Annotated in this window: 13 protein-coding genes; 2 read left to right on the plus strand and 11 right to left on the minus strand. The window is 41.1% G+C overall.

The window, feature by feature from the left end:
* Window positions 1–227: 227 nt before the first annotated feature.
* A complete protein-coding gene (locus AC04QZ_RS07655; RefSeq protein WP_478357265.1) occupies window positions 228–1,898 on the plus strand; it encodes a GH39 family glycosyl hydrolase in 1,671 nt (556 codons plus the stop codon).
* A gap of 1,124 nt (window positions 1,899–3,022) precedes the next feature.
* On the opposite strand, the gene AC04QZ_RS07660 is transcribed toward AC04QZ_RS07655, so the two are convergent.
* From AC04QZ_RS07660 to AC04QZ_RS07710, 11 genes are all read right to left on the minus strand, one after another.
* Window positions 3,023–4,276, minus strand: coding sequence for a glycoside hydrolase family 28 protein (locus AC04QZ_RS07660; protein WP_478357266.1), 1,254 nt, complete (start codon window positions 4,274–4,276; stop codon window positions 3,023–3,025).
* Between the two features lie 108 nt (window positions 4,277–4,384).
* Window positions 4,385–7,156 carry a glycosyl hydrolase gene (locus tag AC04QZ_RS07665; RefSeq protein WP_478357267.1) on the minus strand — a complete coding sequence of 924 codons (2,772 nt, stop codon included), beginning with the start codon at window positions 7,154–7,156 and terminating at the stop codon, window positions 4,385–4,387.
* 4 nt (window positions 7,157–7,160) lie between these two features.
* Window positions 7,161–7,469, minus strand: coding sequence for an L-rhamnose mutarotase (gene rhaM / locus AC04QZ_RS07670; protein WP_478357268.1), 309 nt, complete (start codon window positions 7,467–7,469; stop codon window positions 7,161–7,163).
* Between the two features lie 130 nt (window positions 7,470–7,599).
* Window positions 7,600–10,053 (minus strand): glycoside hydrolase family 31 protein, encoded by a 2,454-nt coding sequence (locus tag AC04QZ_RS07675; RefSeq protein WP_478357269.1) that lies wholly within the window; start codon window positions 10,051–10,053, stop codon window positions 7,600–7,602.
* Window positions 10,054–10,055: 2 nt separating this feature from the next.
* On the minus strand, window positions 10,056–12,557 hold the full coding sequence (locus AC04QZ_RS07680) for a glycosyl hydrolase 115 family protein (RefSeq protein ID WP_478357270.1): 2,502 nt from the start codon (window positions 12,555–12,557) through the stop codon (window positions 10,056–10,058).
* 5 nt (window positions 12,558–12,562) lie between these two features.
* Window positions 12,563–13,690: a glycoside hydrolase family 88/105 protein gene (locus tag AC04QZ_RS07685; protein ID WP_478357271.1), complete on the minus strand. Its 1,128-nt coding sequence runs from the start codon at window positions 13,688–13,690 to the stop codon at window positions 12,563–12,565.
* Between the two features lie 16 nt (window positions 13,691–13,706).
* Window positions 13,707–16,568: an exo-beta-1,4-galactosidase gene (locus tag AC04QZ_RS07690; RefSeq protein WP_478357272.1), complete on the minus strand. Its 2,862-nt coding sequence runs from the start codon at window positions 16,566–16,568 to the stop codon at window positions 13,707–13,709.
* 137 nt (window positions 16,569–16,705) lie between these two features.
* Window positions 16,706–17,497, minus strand: coding sequence for a rhamnogalacturonan acetylesterase (locus AC04QZ_RS07695; RefSeq protein WP_478357273.1), 792 nt, complete (start codon window positions 17,495–17,497; stop codon window positions 16,706–16,708).
* A gap of 140 nt (window positions 17,498–17,637) precedes the next feature.
* On the minus strand, window positions 17,638–18,405 hold the full coding sequence (locus tag AC04QZ_RS07700; protein ID WP_478357274.1) for a rhamnogalacturonan acetylesterase: 768 nt from the start codon (window positions 18,403–18,405) through the stop codon (window positions 17,638–17,640).
* Between the two features lie 12 nt (window positions 18,406–18,417).
* On the minus strand, window positions 18,418–20,307 hold the full coding sequence (locus AC04QZ_RS07705) for a rhamnogalacturonan lyase (RefSeq protein WP_478357275.1): 1,890 nt from the start codon (window positions 20,305–20,307) through the stop codon (window positions 18,418–18,420).
* A gap of 55 nt (window positions 20,308–20,362) precedes the next feature.
* The gene (locus tag AC04QZ_RS07710; RefSeq protein WP_478357276.1) at window positions 20,363–22,765 is read right to left on the minus strand and encodes a carboxypeptidase-like regulatory domain-containing protein; all 2,403 of its coding nucleotides are present in this window, start codon (window positions 22,763–22,765) and stop codon (window positions 20,363–20,365) included.
* A gap of 466 nt (window positions 22,766–23,231) precedes the next feature.
* On the opposite strand from AC04QZ_RS07710, the gene AC04QZ_RS07715 reads away from it, so the two are divergent.
* A complete protein-coding gene (locus AC04QZ_RS07715) occupies window positions 23,232–25,235 on the plus strand; it encodes an alpha-L-arabinofuranosidase C-terminal domain-containing protein (RefSeq protein ID WP_478357277.1) in 2,004 nt (667 codons plus the stop codon).
* Window positions 25,236–25,242: the final 7 nt, after the last annotated feature.

The raw sequence follows: 25,242 nt of genomic DNA on the forward strand, positions 1-25,242 counted from the left end.
GCTGTGCCAGGCTTCCGAAGTTTACCATGTCCTTGACTTGGCAAAACTTCGGAAGTCTGTTATTAACTATTTTTAAACAGTCGTCACCCTGACCTGTAGTGAACGGAAAGCTACGAAGTAAACCGGGCTTTAACCGAGCTCACCGAACGTAATTTAATTCAGGGTCTTCAAGGCATGACAGATACCGAAGCAAGTTCAGTATGACGAAATATCTAAAATAAAAAGTGATGAAAACATTAAAAAGTGCTTACCTCCTATTCTTTAGCTTATCCGTTTTTATCTGTACGGCCAATGCTCAATCAAAAGCGAACATTCAGGTTAATTTCGACAAGAATATAGCGAAAATGAAGCCCATTTGGGCCTGGTTTGGTTATGATGAACCGAATTATACCTATATGAAAGATGGTCAGAAGTTATTAACGGAGATTTCTAAATTGAGTCCGGTTCCGGTATATGTACGGGCGCATAATTTACTGACCTCTGGTGATGGCACTCCTGCCTTAAAATGGGGGTCGACGAATGCTTATACTGAAGATGCAAACGGCAAGCCCATTTACAACTGGAAAATTGTTGATCAGATTTTTGATAGCTACGTCAAAAGAGGCATGAAACCTTTGGCGCAAATTGGCTTTATGCCCGAAGCGCTGTCAACCAAACCTTTTCCGTACCAACACAAATGGAAACCAGGTGTCCGTTATGAGGAAATTTTAACCGGCTGGGCCTATCCACCTAAAGATTATAAAAAATGGGGAGACCTGGTTTACGAATGGGTGAAACACAGTGTGGCACGTTATGGCCAGGCAGAGGTAGAAAGCTGGTACTGGGAAGTGTGGAATGAGCCTGATGGTGCTTATTGGAAAGGTACACAGGCCGAATTCTTTAAACTTTACGATTATGCTGCCGATGGACTTAAAAGGGCTTTGCCCACTGCAAAAATTGGTGGTGCCAATGTAACCGGCGGTGGTACCAGGTATTTAGATGCCTTTATCAAACATTGTTTAAACGATACCAATTATGTAACCGGTAAAATCGGATCGCCTTTAGATGCTGTACTTTTCCATGCAAAAGGATCGCCAAAAGTTTCAAACGGAACTGTGGTGATGAATGTTAAAACCCAGCTCCGCAATATTGATGGCAATTATAAAATTATTAGTAAATACCCTCAGCTTAAAAACATCCCTGTTATTATTGGCGAATCCGATCCCGAAGGTTGCGCCGCCTGCGGCATGAGTACCAATCCGGAGAATGCTTATCGTAACGGCACGATGTATTCGAGTTATACCGCAGCCTCCTTTGCCCGGCTTTATGAACTTACAGATCAATATAACATCAATCTGTTAGGTGCCGTTACTTGGTCGTTCGAATTTGAAAACCAGCCATGGTTTGCGGGTTTTCGCGATTTAGCCACCAACGGCGTCGACAAACCTGTTTTAAATGTATTCAGGATGTTTGGCCAGATGAAAGGGAACCGTGTGGAAGCCATAAGCAACCGCATGTACAGTTTAACTTCTATTTTAGATTCGAGCATCAGGAAAGCCCAGACAGACATAGGTGTTTTAGCCACTAAAGCCGAAAAAACGGCAGCTGTTATGCTGTGGAATTATCACGATGAAGATAAAACGGATTCGAAAGATCTTATTTCCATTTTGTTAAATAAATTACCCGCAAAAACAGTAACCATAACCGAATACCGCATTGATGCTGAAAACAGTAATTCTTATGCGATATGGAAAAAAATAGGATCGCCACAAAACCCGGATGCGAAACAAATTGCAGCATTAGAAAAAGCAGGGCAACTTAAAATGACTGCTAAACCCAGAAAATTTGACACCACAAGTGGCGCTTTTGAAATGGAACTGGCCAGGCAAGGGGTAGCTTTGTTGAAGCTGGATTGGTAGTGTTTTGCTCTTTTGCCACGGAAACACTGAAAGCACGGAAATAGAGATGTATTAATTTGCCGTGGTCTGTGTCTCCACAGACCACATAAATACTCTTTTTTTGTGCTTTCTGGACAAACCCGATGATAAGGTGAGTTAAAAACATTTATCTGGAGATGGCAGGTATAGGTAAATCGTCATTACCAACTTGATTGGGAATCTTAATGTTTAGCCATGTTTATATGTTGAATTAAGATTAGCTTCGCTGAACACTTCGTGGTTTCCGCCTGCGCGGGAATGACGACCGTTCTTTGCAACTTGTAATTGGTAAATTCAGCTAATCTCATTTGGAAACGAGTACAAGCAATAAATGTGAATTTTACCGCTCTGGTCGTCACCCTGAATTCATTTCAGGGTCTTAACAGCATGATGGATACTGACCTGTAGCAAAGCGGAAAGCTACGCAGTAAAACATGTTCAGTATGACGAAATCCAGCTAACGCTCATTTAGAAACGAGTACAAGCCATAAATGTGAATTTTACCGCTCTGGTCGTCACCCTGAATTCATTTCAGGGTCTTAACAGCATGATGGATACTGACCTGTAGCAAAGCGGAAAGCTACGCAGTAAAACAAGTTCAGTATGACGAAATCCGGCTAATCTCGTTTGGAAACGAGCACAAGCAATAGATGTGAATTTTACCGCTCTGGTCGTCACCCTGAATTCATTTCAGGGTCTTAATAGCATGATGGATACTGAAACAAGTTCAGTATGACGAAATCCGGCTAATCTCGTTTGAAAACAAGCACAAGCAATAGATGTGAATTTTACCACTCTGGTCGTCACCCTGAATTCATTTCAGGGTCTTAATAGCATGATGGATACTGACCTGTAGCAAAGCGGAAAGCTACGCAGTAAAACAAGTTCAGTATGACGAAATTCAGCTAATCTCATCTGGAAACGAGCGCAAGCCATAAATGTGAATTTTACCACTCTGGTCGTCACCCTGAATTCATTTCAGGGTCTTAACAGCATGATGGATACTGACCTGTAGCAAAGCGGAAAGCTACGCAGTAAAACAAGTTCAGTATGACGGATTATTCTTTTCCCATGCAATGCCTGGTAAATACCGGAAACTGGATTAACTAAGGTTTAACCACCAATGGCGCTCCATTTACCATTACGTTTTCAATTTTAACATCCTGATACCTGTTTTTCAAAAATGGCGTTTTGGTGATAACTTCCAGATCTTTAAAAAGAAAGCCTGATACTTTATCTTCAGGGTTGCCATCCATTTCGCCAAATTTTGTTGCCTCCACTTTAATATTGGCGATTTTAATGTTCCTGATGGTACCAAATGGTTTTGCTGTGCTGCCTGCCAGATCGAAAAATTGTTTCCAGGGGTTTAGATCAATAATGGCGCCGCATTTCCCGGTAATATTTTCTACGGTAATATTTTCATAAAGCTGATAAGTATCGCCACGCATTTTCATTTTTAAAATCGGACAGTTATTCTCTACCTTACAATTTCGCATGGTAATATTGCGTGCATGAATACACTCGCTTCCCATGGTTAAAGTAGCATGTGCTTCGCCAATGGTACAATTTTCAATTAAAATATCCTCAACAACTCCGTTTTCCGGTAGTTTCTGTGCATCGGGTCCTTTACCACCTTTAATACAAATGGCATCATCATTCACCGAGATATAACAATTCCTGATGGTTACTTTTCTACAAAAATCAATGTCTATACCATCTGTACTGGGTGCTTTTACCGGACGAAATGGCGAGCGGATATCACAATTCTCAATTAATACATTATTCGATTGGTATAAATGAGTTGTCCAAAATCCAGCATTACGCAATTTTACGCCCTTAATATTCACGTTATTACATCCCCAGATAAAAAGTAAACGTGGACGGCTCACCTCTAAGTTTGTAGATTCCCTTCCTAATTTTTTAAGCGAATCGCGGTGTGCCCAAAATGTTTTCCAGAATTTAAGTCCGTTTCCATCAATAGTGCCTGGGCCCGAAATACTAAAACCATCAACTTTTGTCGCATTAATTAATGCGGCGAAGTATTTAAGGCTCCTCCCTTCCATACGTGATGGGATAAATGGATAATCTTTGATCTGATCAGATCCTTTAAGTACAGCACCTTCCTGCAACAGCAGTTTTGTTTTAGGCTTAAAAAAAAGTGCCCCGCTGAGGTAAACACCCCTTGGGATAACGATCGTTCCCCCTCCTTTTTGATAAGCTTTATCTATCACACTTTGAATCGCTTTGGTATTCAGTTTGGTGCTATCGGCACTTACACCAAATTTGGTGATGATATAATCCTGAGCCATGGCATTTATAGCAATGACCGTAAACAAAGCGAGTATAATGAGTTTTTTCATGATAAAATGTTGCATAGCCTGTAAATAATCTTAATTCCAAAATATGCTTAGTGTTATTTGACTACCTAAGCCGCCTGAGATCAACTAAGTTTGTTCACCAATATTTCATTAATTAAAAGCTGTAATACTTACCGGACCGATTAATCCTGAAGGCATTACATTCCAGTTTGAAGCATCAAAATCCTTATAATTAATATTGACGAAATTGATTTCGTGATAATTCCGCCATTGTATTTTTTTGATATCCATATCACGGATGCGGTTCGCCATCAAATTAACCACTTCAATTTTAATGGTATTATGACCTGCTTTTAAATATTTACCCACACGGGCCCGAAAAGGAATGCTCCATAAAATACCTACTTCCTGTCCATTGATCCACACCCTGGCACTTTCATCAACCTGGTTCAGGTTCAAAACATATTCTTTAGCGGTTTTTGAGCTTAAGTTAAAACCTGAAGTATAAACACCAGTACCCGAAAAGGCCTGTAGTTTAGGGTCGCTCAAAGTGGTCCAGCTGACCAACTTATCTAATTTCTGACCTTCAGGAAGCTCTGGTCCACCTTGGGTAAAATGTAAATTCCAGGACTGGTTAAGATTGATGGTGTTCGCAACTTTATTTAAATAAACCCAGGGCGTGTTGATTATTACATTACGCTCCACTTTTAAAAATAAACTCTCCCCCGATTTAAGCTGTACGCGAACCTTTTTATCGCGTATTGCCGCCACACCCACATTCGAGCTTTGCGGGTCCATAATTAAAACTTTGCCTTCTTCATTTAAGGAAAGTTCGGTATCAATATCTTTAGCGGTATGGTTTACCAGATAATAATATTTGCCGGTATTTGTTTTTCTTCTGATAAACTGAAGGCCGGTATCGGTTAAAGTTTCTCGGTTAATCGCTATCGAACTTAATGCTCTTTGTATATCGTTCGCTAATAGGATTAGGCCTGAGCCAATCTTAAATTGTTTAATTCCATTAGGACCATCGGTAAAAGTCAATTTAGCCAGGCTGGCTTTGAGCTGTGCTCTCCTTGCATCCAGGTTATTTAAACCCGGAACATCTTTAGGCAATGCCTGAAAAATAACTTTTGCGCCGTTGCTGGCCAGTTTGATCATCTGATCTAAAGTTTCCGGACTGATCATTTGGCACTGCGGAACGATGAGTACCTGATATGGCGCAGCTGCCGTGTTGGTACTGATTAATGCCTGGTTCACCGTTGATTGCTTCAATAACCGATCAGATGCAAAATCAAAAGAATAACCTGACTTAGAGAGTTCTTTCGATAATTTATAAAAAGCCGTTGGATGTAACCACTCATCAACATCATGTACTTTCAAAGCCATATCTAAACCCTTTGCCTTGTTCCATACATCATATATGGGCCAGTAGATTAGAAGTTCGTTATAAGGGGTTCCCGATTGAAGAATAGACTGGCAACGGGTGATATAATTGTTTAAACCCTGCGCCTGCGGCCATAAACTGTTGTTCGGGTTCATTTCTACCGAGGCATAAAACAACCACCCCGGCCAGGGCGCATTTGTGGGCGAATTGGTGGTACCATGATAAAAAATATGGTTGATACCTGCCAGGAACAATTGTTCCGCTTCTGGTTTACATTGCGAAAAAGAGGTTTTAAAGTGTTCAGTTAACCAGGTAAAGGTTTCTGAAGAAGCCAGTTTTTTACCACCGGTATGTGCCGCAGAAGAGGCAAATTTGCACATCATCGGATCGGGATCTACATTACGGATATCTGCTGCATCGCGTCTAAGCCCTGGGAGAGGAAAATAACTCGAACCAAAGGTTTCAGTTTCGGGGATATCTACCGCACCGTAAAGATCGAGCAGATTACCCGGCGATCCATGCGATTGGTTTTTAGTAGCCGATTTAAGCTGATGAGCCCAACCGGTCCAGTTTTGCGTAAAATTATGCAGCAAAAGTTCATCCATGGTTTCGCGATAGTCTGATTTTAAACGGGCTATGTTTTCGTTTGTAGAATCTTTACCGCTTAATTCTTTAATATAACTGGCCAGGTCGTAACCTCTGTTTTTCTTAAATTCCTGAAAGAAGGTTGGCGTCCATGTTGCGCCATACACTTCGTAACTGTCGTTAAAAAATGAGCGAACACCTTGTGGTTTGCTTCCAAAAGCATCCGAAAATCTTTTCAGGTAAACATCGACTGCATTTTTATCGAGGTGATCTAAAGTAAAACCTTCTCCTCCCGGGGCAGCACGTTTAACCATTTGCCGTGTTTTACCTGCAAAAGCAGCATAAATATCCCAACTGCCACTAGTGGGCGACCAATTTAAAGATCCATCAGCCTGAACTTTAGAAAGCAAATTGAGTACCTCGCCATTATTACCGTAAGCGGTTAAAGCCTGTAACTGCGCGAAATCCTGTTTGGCTTCTTTAACCTTAATGGCTTCCATTAACTTTTCGCCCGCTTTGAGCGTGTATTGCTGGGTAATCAGTTTGGTTGCAGCGTTTTCGGGTTTAATCTGCGGACCACCAAACGGCCAGCCTGTACCCGTATTCATATCAACCCCCAGGCCTAAAGTATTGGCTTTATTTACCGTATGGTGTAATATATTCATCCACTCAGGAGACAAAAACTGGAGATATTGTTTTTCAAAGCCTTTGGCTCCATAAATTGGGGTGATTTCTACTCCACCGAGGCCAGCATCGGCATATTTCTTTAAAACAAGGTCTAAATTCTGTTCATCTACAGCATTCCCCATCCACCACCAGCGGGTCCAGGGTTTCATCTGCTTTTCGATAACCGGCCAGCTACCGGTATTTTTTACAGGCTTTTGTGCTTTGGCCAGACCAAAAGTTAGCGTACTAAACAGCAGAACAGAACAGAATCGATGTAATTGCATATCGTTAATCTAAATGGAATACCATTTCTAAAGGGAATGTTTTTGGAGAATTATCGGCATTGGTTTCCATAATATCGGCCATGTATGCCCACCATTTCTGTACAATCTGTGTGCTGCCCAAATCTTGCGAGGAGCTGCCGTTTTGTTGTTGCACAGCAAAAAGGGTATTGGTTTCTTCATCTAAAAAAATAGAATAATCGCTGATCCCATTTTCTTTTAATAAAGTTGATAGCTCTGGCCAGATCTCATCGTGGCGCTTTTTGTATTCTTTTTCAAAACCGGGTTTAAGTTTCATCTTAAATGCAATTTTCATGTGATCAATTTTATTATTTAAGGATTTTATTTCTTCCGTGGTTCGTGTCCCCACGAACCACTAGTTATTATTCTCTGCCAAAAAATCGTTCAGTTTCGGTCTGTGAGGACACAGACCGAGGAACTCCCCATTAATTCACGACAAAGTTCAAATCTGCACTGTTATCTCCGGCTGATTTAATCCAGAGTATTTTATTCCTGGTATCATAAAACCAGCCCTCAGTTTTATCTAAACGATCTGGTGTTTTTAAAGCTTTTATTTTTTGCCCATTCTCCGAGACCGTTGTTGGATCAGCTTTTCCTGTCCAATGTATTTTGGCCAGATATTTATGCTTACCTGGCTTAAAACTTCCTGTTGGTTTGGCCACTTTCAGTGTAAAATTTGATGCGGTTAATGAAGAGGTGATCTTCGTTAAAGCAAAACTTCCTGTTTTGTAGGCCGCGCTTAAATTATCATCTTCATACAGGTCATATTTAGATTCGTCGTAAGGGAAAACATCCAGGGTAATCACATCAACGGGTTTTTCGCCACTGTAGGTCATTTCCGGCTGCATCGGAATAATGCTGCCCGCTTTAACAAAAAGCGGAATCGTATCTAAAGGCGCCACCACATGGTGATAACTTTTGCCTTCGTATTTTTGGTTTGTCCAGTAATTAAACCAGGTGCCTTCTGGCAGATAAACAGAACGGGTAATGGCCCCTTTAGTGGTTACCGGGGCGACCATTAAATGATCGCCAAACATATACTGATCGCCAATTTCATATACATTTTCGTCATCCTGATGGTTTAAAACCAAAGCCCTCATCATCGGCAAACCTGTTTCATATTGCTGGTGCATGCTCGTGTACAGGTAAGGGAATAAACGGTAACGCAACAGATCATATTTTTTGAAATTACGCAAAGCATCTTCGCCATATTTCCAGGGCTCTTTATAACCAGGGTGATCCATCCCGAAAACCAAGGCAATCGGACTAAACATCCCAAACTGCACCCAACGGATATACAATTCCGGATCAGCCTGATGCTCGAAACCGCCCATACAATGCGCCCATGAACCTACGCCTGAAAGACCAACATTTAAACCCGCTTTAATTACCGGAGCAAAATATTGCCATTCGCTAGGCCAATCGCCGGCGAAAATATAAGGATAACGTTGGATACCTGAATAACCTTCACGGGTTTGGTTCAATCCCCTAAAACCATTAAATCGTTCAAACTCCAAAAACGGCGCTTTGGCATAAGCGATAGGGAAAAGATTATGTAAACGTTCGGCATCTTTTCCGGTTGGACCAACCTTCTCACTTTCGTTGGCCAGCGATCCAAAAGCACTGCCTTCGTCTGTTTTGAGGAATTTTGCACCTAATTTTGCTACCCGCATTACGCCGTTATCCCACCACCACTGTGTAGCCTTTTCATCGAAAAAGTTTACAAATTCGCCGGGTTTACCATTTTCAGGATAGGTATAACCTTTTTCCCTCGCCTGATCTAACAGGTTTAATTTTTTGGCATTATCAAACCGCGGACGAAGATGCAAGCCCACCATTTTATAGTTCATAGCGTAAATGCTATCAAACATCGATTTTGGATCTTTAAAGGTTTCTCTCCATTCAAAAGAAGTGGCACCTTTACCGCCATTTTCGCCAAACAAGCGCCAGGTAGAATCTAACCAAAGCAGATCAACCGGTATTCCCAATGACCTGTATTTTTTTGCCAGCTCAACCACATAATGATCAGAAGATTGAGCCTCATGCCCCCATGTACCCCCGCTATACGTACCTGCGTGTAAACCTAAGGCAAACTGCGGTAACATCGGCGATTTGCCGGTAATACTGGTATAGTGATCTAAAATGGACGGAAAAGTTGGCCCATACATGAAATAATAATCCAATTCTCCATCAGCAGCTTTAAAACTGTACTGATCTTTTTTCGTGGCGCCCATATCCCATTCGGTGGCAAAGGAATTATGGAAGAAAATACCGTAGCCTTTTGTACTCATAAAAAACGGAACCGGACAATAATTGGCCTCTAATATATTGTAAGCACCAATAGCATGTGGCAAACCTTTGCCACGGCCCACATTTAAGGTTAGTTTTTTAAAACGGCGATCCATAAAATCCATGCGTTCGCCAAAACCAAAAAAATGTTCATCGGCCTGCAGTTTTTTGCTCACCCCAACCTGCGTATTTTCTTTACTTACCGCTCCCTTTACTTCGCTACTCAGCAATTTACCTTTGGCATCAAAAACATCAATTCTAAAAGGGGCCTTGTATAATTTAACAACCAATTTTGCTGTAGCAAGCAAAAAATGATCTTTTTTATCCGATACTTTAACCGTAACATTGGGCCAGTTGTAATTGATTACCATCAGGTTTTCGTTGGCTTCGAATTTACCGTCCCAGCTGCTTCTGATCCTGAATATTTCCGGTGTACAGAATTCAAATTTCACTTCTCCCCTTGTGGTTGAAAATGAAATGGTATTTCCTGTTTTCTTAAAACCAGATTTGTAATCGCCAATGCTTTGTGCCCTGGCAATAGAAAATATAAAAATTAAGGTTAGTGCAAAAGCTAAAAGTTTCTTCATCATATTTATTGTATTTCAAACTGGTTAATTACCAAGCCCGGATCGAGCATATAAATTTTTACCGTCGATTTACCTGTTTTATTAATCTCGTGTTTGGTCAAACCTGAAGCGTAACCTTGTAATACATTCTGTTTCCAGATGTTATTTTCTGAAGCCGGAGAAATGTTAATCACTTGCGGCGTGTCGTTATTTACCGAAATGGCATAACGCACTTTAATGCCGTTATTAACCCCTTGCGTAGGCAGGCATTTCACTTCGATCTGGTGCTCACCCTGTGTTTTAAAATCAACATTGTAAATGGCATAAGCAGCATTTTTAATCTCTTTTTCATCAATTGGTTTAAAAGTAAAGGGATAAACCGAAATACCATCGCCGCCTAAGCCCAATCCTTTTAAAGTTTGTAATGTTACTCCTTTTGGAACAGATTTCTCGGCATATTTAGCGGCCTGAAGAATAATTTTATTTTCAGTTTTCGCTACTGCGCCTGATGGTTTCGCAGCAATAGAATCGGCTACTTTTGGCATTTTAAAAACCGCTAAATCGCGAGGTTTCCAGCTCATCATGCCGTTCCACTTGCCACCTGAAATTTCTTCATTGTATTTTTTGGTGATCAACTGGATCTGTTCAAAAGCAGCTTTTGATTTTTTCGAATAAGTCAAAGCGGACTGATCTCCCTTTGCCGCTAAGGCCAAACTTTTTTTAGCGTATAAAATCTTTTGGTTCATCAGCATGGCACCTTCAACAGGATACAAAATCAATTCGAAATAAGCATCTTTTAATCGTGCAGGGATCTGATCATTTAAACTTTTAGCCTGATTGTAAATCTTTTCATAAGCGGCCAATCTTTCTTCGGCCTGCTCATCAGTGAAAGTAACACTGGCCATATGCTCTGGTTTAGCAGCATGTGCCAAACGGTAATAAACGGCTTTAATATCGGCAATGGGTTTTGCAAACTCAGCGCCAAAGGTTTCAGCAGCCCAGCTTTCGGCATATCGATCTGCATTTTCCGGCTTCCATTGATTTACATTCCAGGCCAGGTCCATCGCAAATTGTGTTTCCATTTCAGCAGGTTTAATATCACCCACATTTATGACCCAAAGTCGATCGGCTTTGTACTGATAGGCTTTGGTTAACTCACAAGAAATCAAGGATGGAGAAATAGAAGAAAGCCACAGGTAGTCTTGCGGTGCACCCCAGTACGAAATATGGTAATACACCCCACTTCCGCCCGATCGTTTTTGTTCCTCAGGGTTAGAAAGCTGACGGATATAACCATGATTATCATCCGCCCAGACAATGGTTACATCATCAGGAAGTTTCAATCCTGCCTGATATAAAGATAAAACCTCCTTGTAAGGGCAAAAAATCTGTGGGATAGTGCTTACGGGTTTAGTAATATTCTTGCTTAAAATTGTTCTTTGATCAGTTATGATTTCGCCCAGCAACTTTACTTTTGCATTTTTATCTTTCGGTCCGGGCATACTGCCGTCGTGAATACCACGCATCCCCACGGTATAAACCGATTCGTAATTTTTAGCTTGTTTTACACGGTCGGTCCAGTAATTGGCCATTTCATTTTTATTCAGATCGTAACGCCATTCGCCAGGTTTTTTACCGTATTCGTGCTCAAAATTCTCTGCCCATTCGAAAACATTATTCCGCAGCATCGGTTCGCAGTGACTGGAACCTAAAACAATGGCATATTTATCGGCCATGACCGGATTGTTGGCATAATAATAAAACGCTTTGGTTGAAGGATGCATACCCGGCCAGATGTAATTGGCTTTTAACCTGAGCAACAGTTCGAATATTTTGGTGTAGGTTTTCGGACCGATATCTTTCACATCAGTATCCATCATTTTAGCGGCCCAGGGCTGAATGCCCCAATCTTCATCATTGATAAAAATACCACGGTATTTAACTGATGGCGACTCCACTAAGGGCTGACCAGCTTTAATGTATAACGATTTTTTGGGCGCAGGCTTCACATCCGCCCACCAACAAAGGGGTGATACGCCAAGCATCCTTGACAATTGAAATACACCATAGGCTGTTCCCCTCCTGTCACTTCCAGCTATTACCAATGCTCTTTTTACGCCTTTGACAGGATTTTCGATTACCGAAACCGAAAAAGTTTCCCATTTGCCGACTAAAGTGGTACGATCGATTTTACCAGTCTTAGCCAGTTGATCGATATAAAAAGACTGCCCAAGCGTACCGATAATGATCGGATAGGCACTCAAAGTTGTATTATTTTTAAAAACCGGCGAAGTAAGGCCAGTTAATAATTGAATGTCATCTTTAAAAGCAGTAGCCGCAATACCTACGACTTCAGCATCCTTTGCATCGATATAAATGGATGATACTTTTCCTCCATCAACAATCGGGAACGATGAAACACTGTTAATTTCAGAAACAGCAATACCTGCCCTTTGTGCCATATTTTGTTTTGGCAGCAAGAACAACCACATTAATACCGATAAAGCAGCCAGGTTTCTGACATTCATTTTCATTATTTTTTAAGTTTATAAACTTCAGTTCCGACCAATAAAAAACAGCCCAAACCATAATCTTCAAAATCAGGTACACTGGTATAGGTTACCGGTTGCCCATCTTTTGGCTCTTTACCTGTTCCCTGCATAAAACCGATGGATCCGTTTTTCTGAACAGCATCTTTGGTCATGGCATTCCAGGCTTTGGTAATGATAGGCAAATAAGTCGCCTTATCTAAAATCCCCTGGTTTACCCCCCAGGCCATACCATATACAAACAAGGCAGTACCTGAAGTTTCTTTACCACCAAAATGCGTGGCATCATGTAAACTTACATTCCAAAAACCATCAGTACGCTGGATCGGCACCAAAGCTTTGATCATTTCATGATAGGTTTTTAAATATTCATTGCGGTGAGGTTCATTTTCAGGGATAATTTCCAATACACGTACCAGTGCAGCCACAACCCATCCGTTTCCTCGAGCCCAATAACAATCTTCTCCGTTAGGTTCTTTGTAAGGCGGCACAAAATCTTTATCGCGCCACCAAAGGCCATCTTTGGCATTGTACAAACCACCACCTTCAGTATTTTTGGAGTGTAGGTACATTTTGTACATGTAATTGTAATAGGTGGTATCGTTATATAATTTGCCCAATTTGGCGAAAACAGGCATCCCCATTTGTATCGCATCGATCCAGGTCCAATCGTTTACCTTGCCCGATTTAATCACCAGATCGATCGAGGCTTTAATATCCTTGATGCGCTCGGGCTGTTGATCAATCAGATAAAGATCGATATAGGTTTGTCCACAGGCCTGATCGTCGGCATTTTTGGTGCTAATACCATTTCTTAAACCCCAGTTATGTTTTTGCCCCCATTGAACGGCATAATCGTAATATGCTTTTTCAGGATGGATTTGATAAAGATTCATTAATCCTTCGTAATAAACGGCCCTTGTCCAGATGTTGCTTGGCCTTTCCCGGTTGGTTATGATCGATTTCCCGGCATCAGGCCACTTATTCATGAAATAAGCATTTGTTGATTTTAATACTTTTAGAACCTCCTTTTTATTTGGGATTTTCTGTGCCAAAAGTAACTGGACAGATATGCTGAATAGTATAGCGGAGCTGAATATAAATTTCTTCATGGTGGTTTCGCTTATCTTAATTGGTTTTCGGTTTTGGTTTTAATTCGTCCGGACTATCTTTTGTAAAGGTATCGAACTGGATTTTCGACGGACTTTCGAAGATATCTTTTACGGTATTAAAAGCCACTTCATATTTTGGATTAAACTGATCAGACATCATGTATTGCTGCAAACTGAAATAAAGCTGCTGAGCCGCGGGGCTATCTTTTAAATCAGGCGAAAGATTGGCGCTCGAAACAATCAACTTTCCTTTGCCCACTTTCGCTTCAAAAACCAGCGCCAAACGGCGGTTCAGAAACCAGGTATCGATCGGCTGAATAATTGGTTTAAAGCCCGATGGAAAATCTTCGAGGTTCATCACCTGCGATTTATTGACAATCTCCCACCATTGCATATCGCTGTGGAAATCGGTCGGAAAATTATTAAAAGCAGCGTGTTTTGGGTCGCATAAAATACCCAGTGTATGTGGCGGACGCATTTTAAACCAAGAGGTATTCCAAAATACCGGTAAAAAAGTCTGCACCACTTCTTTTCCTTTTACCACTTTGCCTGATGCATTGAGGAAAACATTGCCCCCTTCGGCCAAAACCGACTGGGCTTTGTCATCTAAACTGGTACAGTAATATACATTGCTTTTAACCTGTGGTAATTCTGCAGGATAAACCCAGAAACTCCAGTCGTTCGCGAATTCAGTTCCATCAATGGTAACTTCTAATTTTAGTTTTGTGGCTTTGGTAATGCTATTTAGGGGAAATTTAATCTCTCCTATCGTTATACAATTGGTTATGGCTAAGGTTTTAGGATCGAAACTACCTTTCGCCACATTTGTGCCGCCTTCATCTTTGAGCGTCCAGGAGAGTTTCGCATTTTCTATCGGTGCTTTCCCAAAATGGGCCACTTCTACCGCAGCTGCTAAGGTTTCGTTATTGGTAAAAACAAACTTCGAAACTTTTAATAAGGGTACCGTGCTGTTAGAAAAACGTTTGAATGCTTTGGCGGTGATATAACCTTTCTCATCCCAGAAGGCATCCAATACACCAACAAGTGCCGTTCCCTGTCCGGGATAATCATTTAAGGATAAAAGCTGGTAACCATTGTAGTTTGGCGTCCGCAATGCTTTTTCGATTTCGTTTTTATAACAAAGTGCCTGTAATTTGCCCGAAGCCATTAAAAAGTCATGCGCCTGATCAGCCATATCGTGGTCTTTAAGATCTTCCTGAAACATTTCGAAGTTCTTTGCTCGATAAACACCGGTGTATTTTTTAATTTCATCGAAATTGGGGAAGGCACAATACTGACCCATTTCGTGTGCCACAAAGGGCACCGTAAACTGTTCGATCTGTTTGGCATAAGTTGAAATGCTTTCTGGTTTTCTGCCCCAGTCTAAACCCCTGGCACCTGCACGTACCATAAATTCGTTGTTTGGAATAACCGGCCAGCTTCCACCAACCGATGCGCCGGTATATAATCGTCTCGAATCTTTGGCTTTCCAGTAATTATTAAACTTGGTCAGGTATTCAACCTGCCTGCCACGTGGCTCATTTCCATAGGCCATCATACAAAAAGATGCATAATTGCCATAGCTTTTAGCCATGCGGTTGGTTTCATCATAAATAAACTGATCGATCGGTTTTCCATCTCCGATTGACGAACCATGATTGGCCCAGCTCGGTCCTTCTGGCTGCAGGTAAAAACCTATCTGATCTGCGGCAATAAAGGCAGCTTCAGGAGGGCAAAATGAATGAAAACGCATATGGTTTAAGCCATGGGCTTTCGAAATTTTAAAAATACGTACCCATGCCGCAACATCCATTGATGGGTAACCGGTTAGCGGAAATTCGCAATTATTAACCGTACCGCGTAAAAAAACCGGACGGCCATTGATTTCAAAAGTTCTGCCTACCGCTTTAAATTCGCGCATGCCGAACTGTATTTTTTTCTCGTCTTTTTTACCGTCTTTCGAATTCAGTGTGGCGGTTAAACGGTACAATGCCGGATCGAACTCATCCCAGGTGGCTATTTTATTGCCCATTGGCAAATTGATTTCCAGTCTGCCTTCACCATTGGTGATCTGATAAACAGCTGTTACTGGTTTGACCTGCAGGATATTTTTGGTATTGAAAGTTGTAGCAGCCAACGTAATTTTCCCTGTAGAGGATGTGCCAGCATTGGCTTTCAACTGGATTTTAACTCTGGCAGACTTATTTTTCAGATCAGGGTAAACCTGGATATCATCAAAATAAACAGGCGAGCCGGCCAGCAGTTCCATTTTGCCAACTACCCCATTCCAGTTGCCCTGGGTATGATCGGTTAAACTATGCGAATCCTGCCCTACATTGATTGCCTTGATGCGGTTATCAATCAGTAAAGTGATGGTATGTTTTCCTACTTTTAAATTTGGCGGGAGTTCAAAATTCTGAGCGACTACAAAGGTAAATTGCGTACCGATTTCGATATCGTCTATCCAAACCCTTGTTTCGGAATGTGGGTATTCTAAAGATAATACCAGCCGCTTATCTTTCCAGCTGGCGGGGATTTCAATAGCTTTCTGATACCAGGCAGCACCGGTATAATGTTTGGCAGGGGTTAACCAGAAAGGTATTTTTAAGTTATTGGGTTTACGGTATTTTTCTAAACGTGGATGAAAAAAGTAAGAACTATCGTAAATGCTTCCGGTCCACTTTGTTTTTAAAGTAATATCGTCGCCTTTTAAATTTTCGGCCATCGAACCTGGTAGATTAACGGATTCAGGAAGAACGGATGAATACCATTTTCCTTTTATGCCTTCATCTTTAGCATCTATTTTGAAACGCCATTTGCCTGCCAGTGAAATACTTTGGGCATGTGTTTTCGGAATGCTTAAAAATATTAAAGCCATGCTTATCAGCACTATGAACACCCGGTTTATCTGTATCTGCATAAAATTGAACGGCTTATCACCGCTGGTATTTGGTTAGGCTGTTAAAATAAAACAATATCGGCAGGAAAGCATCCTGTAGTATCCTGCCCGGTGACTTATTTCAGGTAGCTATTCAGTTTATTGGTTTTTAATTTCTTTAGACCTTCTACCACAGCCGTTGCATTTAACTTTGCACCGGCTTCGTTGGTATGGGTGTGGTCTTTCTCGGTAAAAAAGGTCTTTACCTCAGTCGCATTTAAAGCGGCATATTGATCTTTAATGAGCTGATTTAATGGAATAAAATCGACTTTTTCAGCTTTTGCCACCGCTTCAGCCCAACCCGCATAACTGTCGTTGGCTAAAACCACCGCGTTATCTTTAACCGGATTGCGCGGAATTGGTGAGCAAACAATCGGTGTTGCGCCTTTAGCTTTTATATCGCTAATGAATTTGCGCAGGTACCAGCCATACGTGTATACCACTTCCTGCTTTTTCTTAATCGGGTTGTAAATTTCTTTACTTTCCGTTCCGATGCCTTTTATGGTACCACGGGCACGGGCGGTATCATCCAGCGGACTGCTATCGTTATGGCCAAACTGCATCATCACAAAATCGCCTTTTTTTACTTTTGCCAAAACCGCATCCCACAAACCATTGGTTTGAAAAGTACGACTGCTGGTGCCGCCAAGTGCATCATTTTCGACATTGATTTTTTCGGTATTAAATAGATTATCGATAAAACTTCCCCAGCCCCATAAAGAACCATCGCCTTTGCCTTTCCCGTTTTTAACGGTCGAATCGCCAATGAGGAATAAAGTGGGTTTGTCCTGCTGTTTCAAGATGATGCAGGAAGAAAAGATAATGAAGATAGTTAAGAGAATTAGATATAGGTATTTAGTTGATTTCATATGATAATGATTACTCCCCTCGGGATTGATTACACCCTTTCAGGGCTGATTACACAGATTATTAGATTACTAAGATTGATTTTCGGGTGATTTGCTATGCTTCTTAATTTTCGGACATCGGACTTTCGGACCTCCGTCTTCTAGTCTTTCAAATACTTTTTCAAATTACAATCTTTCAATTCTTTAATCCCTTCTACAACAGATTCGGCGTTAACTTTTGCACCGTCTAAATTGGTATGGGTATGGTCGCCGGGGAAATATTGTTTTACTTTATCCGGACCGAGCGCATCATATTTATCGGCTGTAATTTTATTGAGGTCGACGAAATAAGCATTTTCTTCTTTCGCAACTTCAGCGGCCCATTTTCCGAAATCGTTATTCGCCCGAAGCACTTTGCCATCTTTAAAAATGTTCCTGGGGATCATCGATAATACAATCGGCGTAGCGCCTTTGGCTTTGGTTTCGCGTACAAATTTGCGGATATACCAGCCATAGGTATGTACCGTTTCTACCTTTCCATCAGGCCAGGTTAGTACTTTGGTTTCTTCACCGGTGCCTCTTAACACACCTCTTCTACCGGCTTTGGTGGTATCAGGTGCACTTCCGTCATTGTGTCCGAACTGCATCGTAACGAAATCGCCCGGTTTTAATGTTTCCAGGACCTTATCCCACCGGCCTTCTGATAAAAAAGTGCGTGTACTTCTCCCGGCCATGGCATTATTTTCTACATGGATTTTTGTGGTATCGAACAGGGATGCAATTGGTGTTCCCCAGCCCCAGGTTTCTTTGTTCGAATTGCGAACGGTAGAATCGCCAATGGTATGAAGAGCCGGTTTGTGCTGCGCAATAAAGGCAAAAGATGAAATGATGATGATCATTCCTGCCAGGATAAAGCTATATTTTCTCATTCTTGTTTAATGTTATTGATGGTACCCGATTAATTTAATATTTGGTTTTGGTGGTTTATTCATATCGTCGCCCATGTAAAAACTGGTATGCGGGGGCTGATTATAGCCCACATTTTGCCAGGCAATGCTCAAACGGTACTGCGGATCGTGCATGAAGGTATAAAAACGGTGCGTGGTTGGAATGGTGGTGGTAAAAATCCTCAATTCACGGGCATCAGCCGTGCGATAAATTACTTCTTCGCGCCAGTCGCCTAAAATATCAGCCGATAAAGCCGGGGTTGATTTAGTGCCATTGTTTGATAAACAGTTATACATCCTTGCATTGAGCAACCTAACCGTTTTGGCGTTTTCGTAATCCCATTTATCGATTGTCGTCGAATTTAGAATTTCGCTCTGGCAATCTCCATCCCAAAAAATACCGAAATTAACACTCGGGGTAACTGACGAAATTTTGTTCCCCTTCGCATCGAACATTCCGGTTATGCCTGCACCTGCAACCCAGCATTCTGAACCTCTATACCTTGGATCGATATTTAAAGCCAGTCCCCTACCAGGGCCTTCGCCATCTTCGCCGGCCTTTACAGATGCTTTTTTCCATAATATTTCTCCGGTTCTGGCATCTCTGAAGCTTGCTCCCGCATCAGAAAATTTTTCCTGAATATCAAAAACCTCCAATCCTGGCCGGTCCGGATCCAGATCGCCAACATGTAACGCATCTCCGTGCCCTAAACCAGTGGTGTACAAACCCTTTCCATTATCATCAATGGTCATGGCCCCATAAATAATTTCATCCTTGCCATCATTATCTACATCTGTAATGCTTAAATTATGGTTTCCCTGCCCGCTATAGCCTTTATTTCCGGGGTCGCCACTATCAAAAGCCCATCTTTTGTGCAGTTTTTTACCTTTAAAATCCCAGGCGGTAATAAAAGTTCGGGTATAGTAGCCCCTGCTCATAATTAAACTGGGATGTTTTCCATCGAGATAAGCTATTGCAGCCAAAAAGCGGTCCATTCTGTTTCCATAACCATCACCCCAGCTTTTCTTTAATTCATCGGTTGAGGGCTCCAGATTCGGTGCACGCGGGGGAATAAATTGCGTAGTGGTAATTTCTGCTCCGGTTAAGCCATCAAAAACAGTTAAAAACTCGGGGCCTGCTAAAATATATCCATTTTTGTTTCGCCAATCTTTAGTGGTATCGCCTATAAACTTCCCTTTTCCGTCCATTGTGCCATCAGCTGTTTTACAGGCCACTTCTGCTCTGCCATCTCCATCTAAATCGTACACCATAAATTGGGTATAATGCGCACCCTCACGGATATTCTTTCCTAAATTAATGCGCCATAAAAACGTACCATCTAATTTATACGCCTCCAGTAAGGGATCTGTTGTGATACCCGCCTGCGAGTTATCTTTTCCTATGCCCACCTGGTGTAAAACAATTTCATATTCCCCGTCGCCATCTAAATCCCCAACTGAAATATCGTTAGGCGTATAACCTGCCAGTGTTTTTAAGGGAACAGATAAATAAGGTTTTGCCTCCGTATTTTGAGGCAATGTGAAAGCAGCACTTTCGGCCTTTTCTTTTCCATTGATCACCGGTTTTACAAACCATTGATTTTCAACTGTAAAATCTATCTTTTTATCCGTAAAAATTGTTGCTCCGGTTATTGGATTTTGGTTCAGTTTTACAGGATCTGAATGGTTTGTTCTCCTGTAGAGGTTAAAAGAAATCTGATCGGGATCGGTACCTAGAACCCGCCAGCTGACAAAAACACTGTCGCCGGGCATGTGTACGGCCACAATACCTCTGCCAAGTGCTTCCATTTCGCGTTGAGCGAAAAGTGTGGTCGCGCAGAATAGGCTAAAAATGAAGCAGGAGGTTATAATGATTTTAATCATAAAGGCTTATAAATGCTAATTAAAAAATAGGTTTGATTCATGGTTTAACTGAAGGTTATTGAACTTTATAGCTTGTTTTACCCGATATTGCTACTCCTTTATCCGTAATTCCATCGGCTTTGATCAAAATATCTGTTTTGTTATCGCCATTGAAATAGCTAATCGTGGCTTCGCCATTTTGGTTGGTTTTTACCGATGGCGCCCAGAATACAGTGGTACGTAAATCTTTATTTGGTGTTGCCGGACTGCTGTAATTTGGCGAATAAAAAGTTCTTGCGGCATAATAACCGTTTAAATTGAGGTTCAGCAAATCTAAATTTGGTCCGCGTAAAGCCTCATCTTTCAAATTAAGGCTAATCAGGAATACATCTTTCCCACTGCTGTTTAACAAATGCTGAATTCTAACCTGATTAATCTGATCCATGGTTAAACTATAGTAATCCAATCGCTCGGTAAAGAGCTCTTCCCTGTTGTTTACTTTGATCACCGGTCTAACTTTTTTTCCATTGGCAAGAAAAGTAATGCCTTCATTTCCCAGTGTATCGTTTTCTTCTGCCGGATAACTTCCTTTGGCCTTTGTTAACAGAAAATGCTCCAATCCTTTATAAGAATAATCGGCTGCTGAAATATTGAAAACTTCCTCAGGATAGCCAAATGAGGTAAGTATATCCTGAAACAGGACCACCTTATTATTTTGAGCGGCTTTAATTTCAATATCTTTCAAGCTGATCGAATCGCCAAACTTATAAGTCCGGTTATAATCCATGCGCTTTCCAATTTCTACGTTCAGGGTGTTCGAAATTCCAGATGAGATCGGTTTAAAGGGCGCTAAATTTAAGGGTTTGATCAGTGTATCGATCTGTAACCAGCCCCCTTTTTTCCCCTTATCATCTTTTGATGAAATTTTTACCGTTTGATTGCCATACCAACTGAGTCCATCCAGAAAATAACGTCCATTCTGATCGGTTTTTGTTGTAAAGATTTTATCACCGGTAAAATTAGTCCCGAACAGGGTAATATTCATATTCGGAAGGGGTTTATCAGCCAGTTTCTCTCGCACGAGTCCTTTTATCGTAATGCCGGGTTCAGGCAAATAGCTTATTTTAATTGCCGAATCGGCCAGTTTTCTCCAGGTATAATCTCTCCAGCCCTGGGTAAGCAACAATAGGTCGAGTTGTTTTAAGCGCGATGCGTTTTTAACATCGAAATATTGCGAAGCATTTTTAATATCTCCTTTTATTTCCGATTGCAGCATCAAATACGAAACAATATCATTTCCATCATCCGGAATAAGTCCGTCAACCGCAGCAAAAGAAAATGCCGTTTGAGCTGGCTGCCCCAGAAAATTGGTTGCTTTAACCTTAATCAGCACTTTTTCTCTGGGTTTATAAACCGTTTTGTTGGGAATGATGGAGAAATTGACCTTATTTTCGTCCTGTATAAAAATAAGTCGTTCACAATTCGGCCTGTTCTGGTCATCCAAAAGGGTTATACTTGCAATACCATTTGGGAAACCTTTTGTTGGGATAGATACCGATACCGTAGCTTTACTTAATTTAACCGATCCGGAGTAAATATGATCACCTGCATGTTTAATGACGAGCGAAATATTCTTATCCTTCAGCTCGCTAAACATCAATTCATTGGCACTAATGTTTGCTTTTATATTTAAAGAATCATGCGTAATACGTAATGAAAGTCCTTTTTTAAGGCTGACGGGCATTTCGGAAGAAAACTTTTCTTTACCATAAAATCCTTCAACCTTATATTTCTCATCGGCTTTGGGCGTAAAAGCAAAAATGCCCATTCCAGCATCAGTGCTTTGGAAAGTGGTTACGGTATCTCCTTTTGAGGAGACTACACTTCCTGTTGCTTTGATCCCATTCCCAAGGTCATCATTCGTTTTAAAGGCTACAATACTGCTTAATTCTTCAACTAATGAACCACCCTCAGGGAAAAAAGCTATCGATTTCTTCAAATTGGAAACATCGTTTTTTTTAACCGGATTACGTGTAAAATAAGAAGCGTTCTCGATAATGTTATTGCTAATGTGGATCCGTTTCTGGAAAACAAAATCGTCACCAAAGTTCCGCATCCAATTGGTGTAAGCCCGAATGCCATACCAACCTGACGGAATAGAATCTTTCAGTTTAAAATCACCTTTCCCTAATCCACCATCCAACCTGATCATTTTCCGGTCTAAAACTTCTGATTTTGGAGAAAGCAGTTCCACATATAAATTATTGCTGGTAGCGGTTAAACTACTGCTTTTTCCATTTACCAGGTAGGCGCTAAACCAAACATCTTCGCCAGTACTGTAATAACTACGGTCTAACTGTAGGTATGATTTCTCAAAAAAGAGTTTAACCGATTGTTTATCTGCAGCTTTTTGTTGCGCCGAACCGCAAAGTGTTGCTGCACTTAAAAGGCATAGCAAAATGTATTTTTTGAGCTTCATAATTCTTTTGTCAAGCATTTGCACCAACTATTTTGCACACAAAAGCCCTACAAAAAAACATAGTCAATACCAAAATATTGAAGAAATGAAGGCTCATCATGTGTTATTGGTTAGTGAATTTTAACCGCCGCGGGGTAGCGGCCATTAAATGATTCATGTCGAATGTAAATAGTATATTTTGAAGGCGCATCCTGTAGTATCCTGCTTTTTCACGATGACAATATGTTACAAGAAAGATTTTAAAGGTTTCAATAAAATAAATTTTAAACATCAAGTAAAAAGTTACTTTACTAAACCCTTTTACTACCTCTATCCACATTTGAGTGATCTGCATTGTTTTTAGCCATGCTAAGATTGTAGAATTTACAAACAAAATTATCAATGAAGAAAAAAATAAATGTTCTTATGACGTTTATTATTTTAAATATTTTACTTTTACCATTAGATCTTCCAAATATTAAACCGTATGAAATTAAATTACCCCGTAAAAAGTGTGTTTTCGGCGTGCATAGTGTATGCTGTAATTGGAATTGGACATCTCCCGGAAGTGCAGGCGCAAACGGCAAAAGTGATCAAAGTGAAAACAGACCATGCTATTGCCAGGGTGCAGCCGAATATGTGGGGTGTTTTTTTTGAGGATATTAACTTTGGTGCTGATGGTGGTATTTATGCCGAACTGATCAAAAACCGTTCATTTGAGTTTGCAAAACCATTAATGGGCTGGACCATCCAGCGAAAAAGACCACAGGAAGGTGAAATACTGGTGGTAAACCGTAAGGAAGTAAACACCGCCAATCCAAGATATTTACAGGTAAAAAAACAAACTGACGATTTTGAACTCCTTAACGAGGGTTTTAAAGGCATCGGCGTAAAAAAAGGGCTGCGCTACGATTTTTCACTGATGTACCGTCAATCAAAACCAGGCGTTAAACTCGTACTCTTACTAAAAGATGCGAACAATAAAATCATCGGACAAGGGAGTTTAACGCCAGACCAAACGGGTAACGACTGGCATAAACAATCGGCAAGTTTTACCGCTACCGAAACCGATCCGAAAGCCAAATTTTCTATTCTGTTTCAGGGAAATGGCAATATCGACCTCGATATGATTTCGCTGTTCCCTGGCGATACCTGGAAAAACCGTCCGCAAGGATTAAGGGCCGATATGGTGCAGTTACTGGCCGATATGAAACCCGGTTTTATCCGTTTTCCGGGAGGATGCATTGTAGAAGGAACTGATCTGGCCAACCGTTACCAATGGAAGAAAACCATCGGTCCGATTGAAAACAGACAACTGATTATGAACCGCTGGAATACGGAATTTGCACACCGCCCTGCACCCGATTATTACCAGAGTTTTGGTTTAGGCTTTTTCGAATATTTCCAACTGGCAGAAGATATAGGCGCTGATGCACTTCCGATATTAAATTGCGGTATGGCCTGTCAGTTTAATTCAGCTGAAGTGGCGAGCCTTGATGAACTCGATCCGTATGTACAGGATGCTTTGGACCTCATCGAATTTGCCAATGGTGAGGTGACAACGAAATGGGGAAAAATGCGTGCGGAGATGGGGCATCCCAAACCTTTCAATTTAAAAATGATGGGTGTTGGAAACGAAAACTGGGGGCCACAATATCTGGAAAGAGTTGCCATTTTCACCAAAGCCATAAAAGCCAAATATCCCGATTTTAAGCTGATCAACAGCTCGGGAACAGATCCTGAAGGCGAGCGCTTTAACCTACTCAATACGACATTAAGAAGCAACAACGCCGATTTTATTGATGAGCATTATTACCGCCCTGCCGATTGGTTTTTGAAAAATGCGGGTCGTTATGATAACTATCCCAGAAACAGCTCGAAGATTTTTGTTGGTGAGTATGCCGTTCATGCGGATAAAAACCTGACAGGCAGCAGCAAAAATAACTGGCAAAGCGCCCTGGCTTCGGCTTCGTTAATGACGGGTTTAGAGCGCAATGCTGATGTAGTGCAAATGGCCTCATATGCTCCACTCTTTGCACATATTGATGCCTGGCAGTGGGCACCCGATATGATCTGGGTAGATAATTTAAAATCTTACGGCACCCCGGATTATTATGTGCAGAAACAGTTTTCAACCAACAAAGGAACAGACGTGGTTTCCATTACACTTGATGAGAAAAACATTATTGGTCAGGATGGGCTTTATGCTTCTGCGGTAACCGATCAGGTCAAAAAAGAACTGATCATTAAAATTGCCAACAACTCAGGTCAGGCACAAAACATCGATTTCAACCTGGAAGGAAAAATGAAATTAAAAAGTAAAGCCACCAATGAGGAAATAGCGAACAGCAACCTGAATCAGCTCAACTCTTTCGAAAATCCTGAAGCGGTAAGTCCGCAAAAAAGCACCATTAATTTAAAAGGCAAAAAACTGAACATCGCTTTAAAACCTTATTCTTTTAATGTGATCAAAATCCCATTCAACCCATAGATTTAAC

The sequence above is a fragment of the Pedobacter folensis genome (assembly GCF_056490665.1).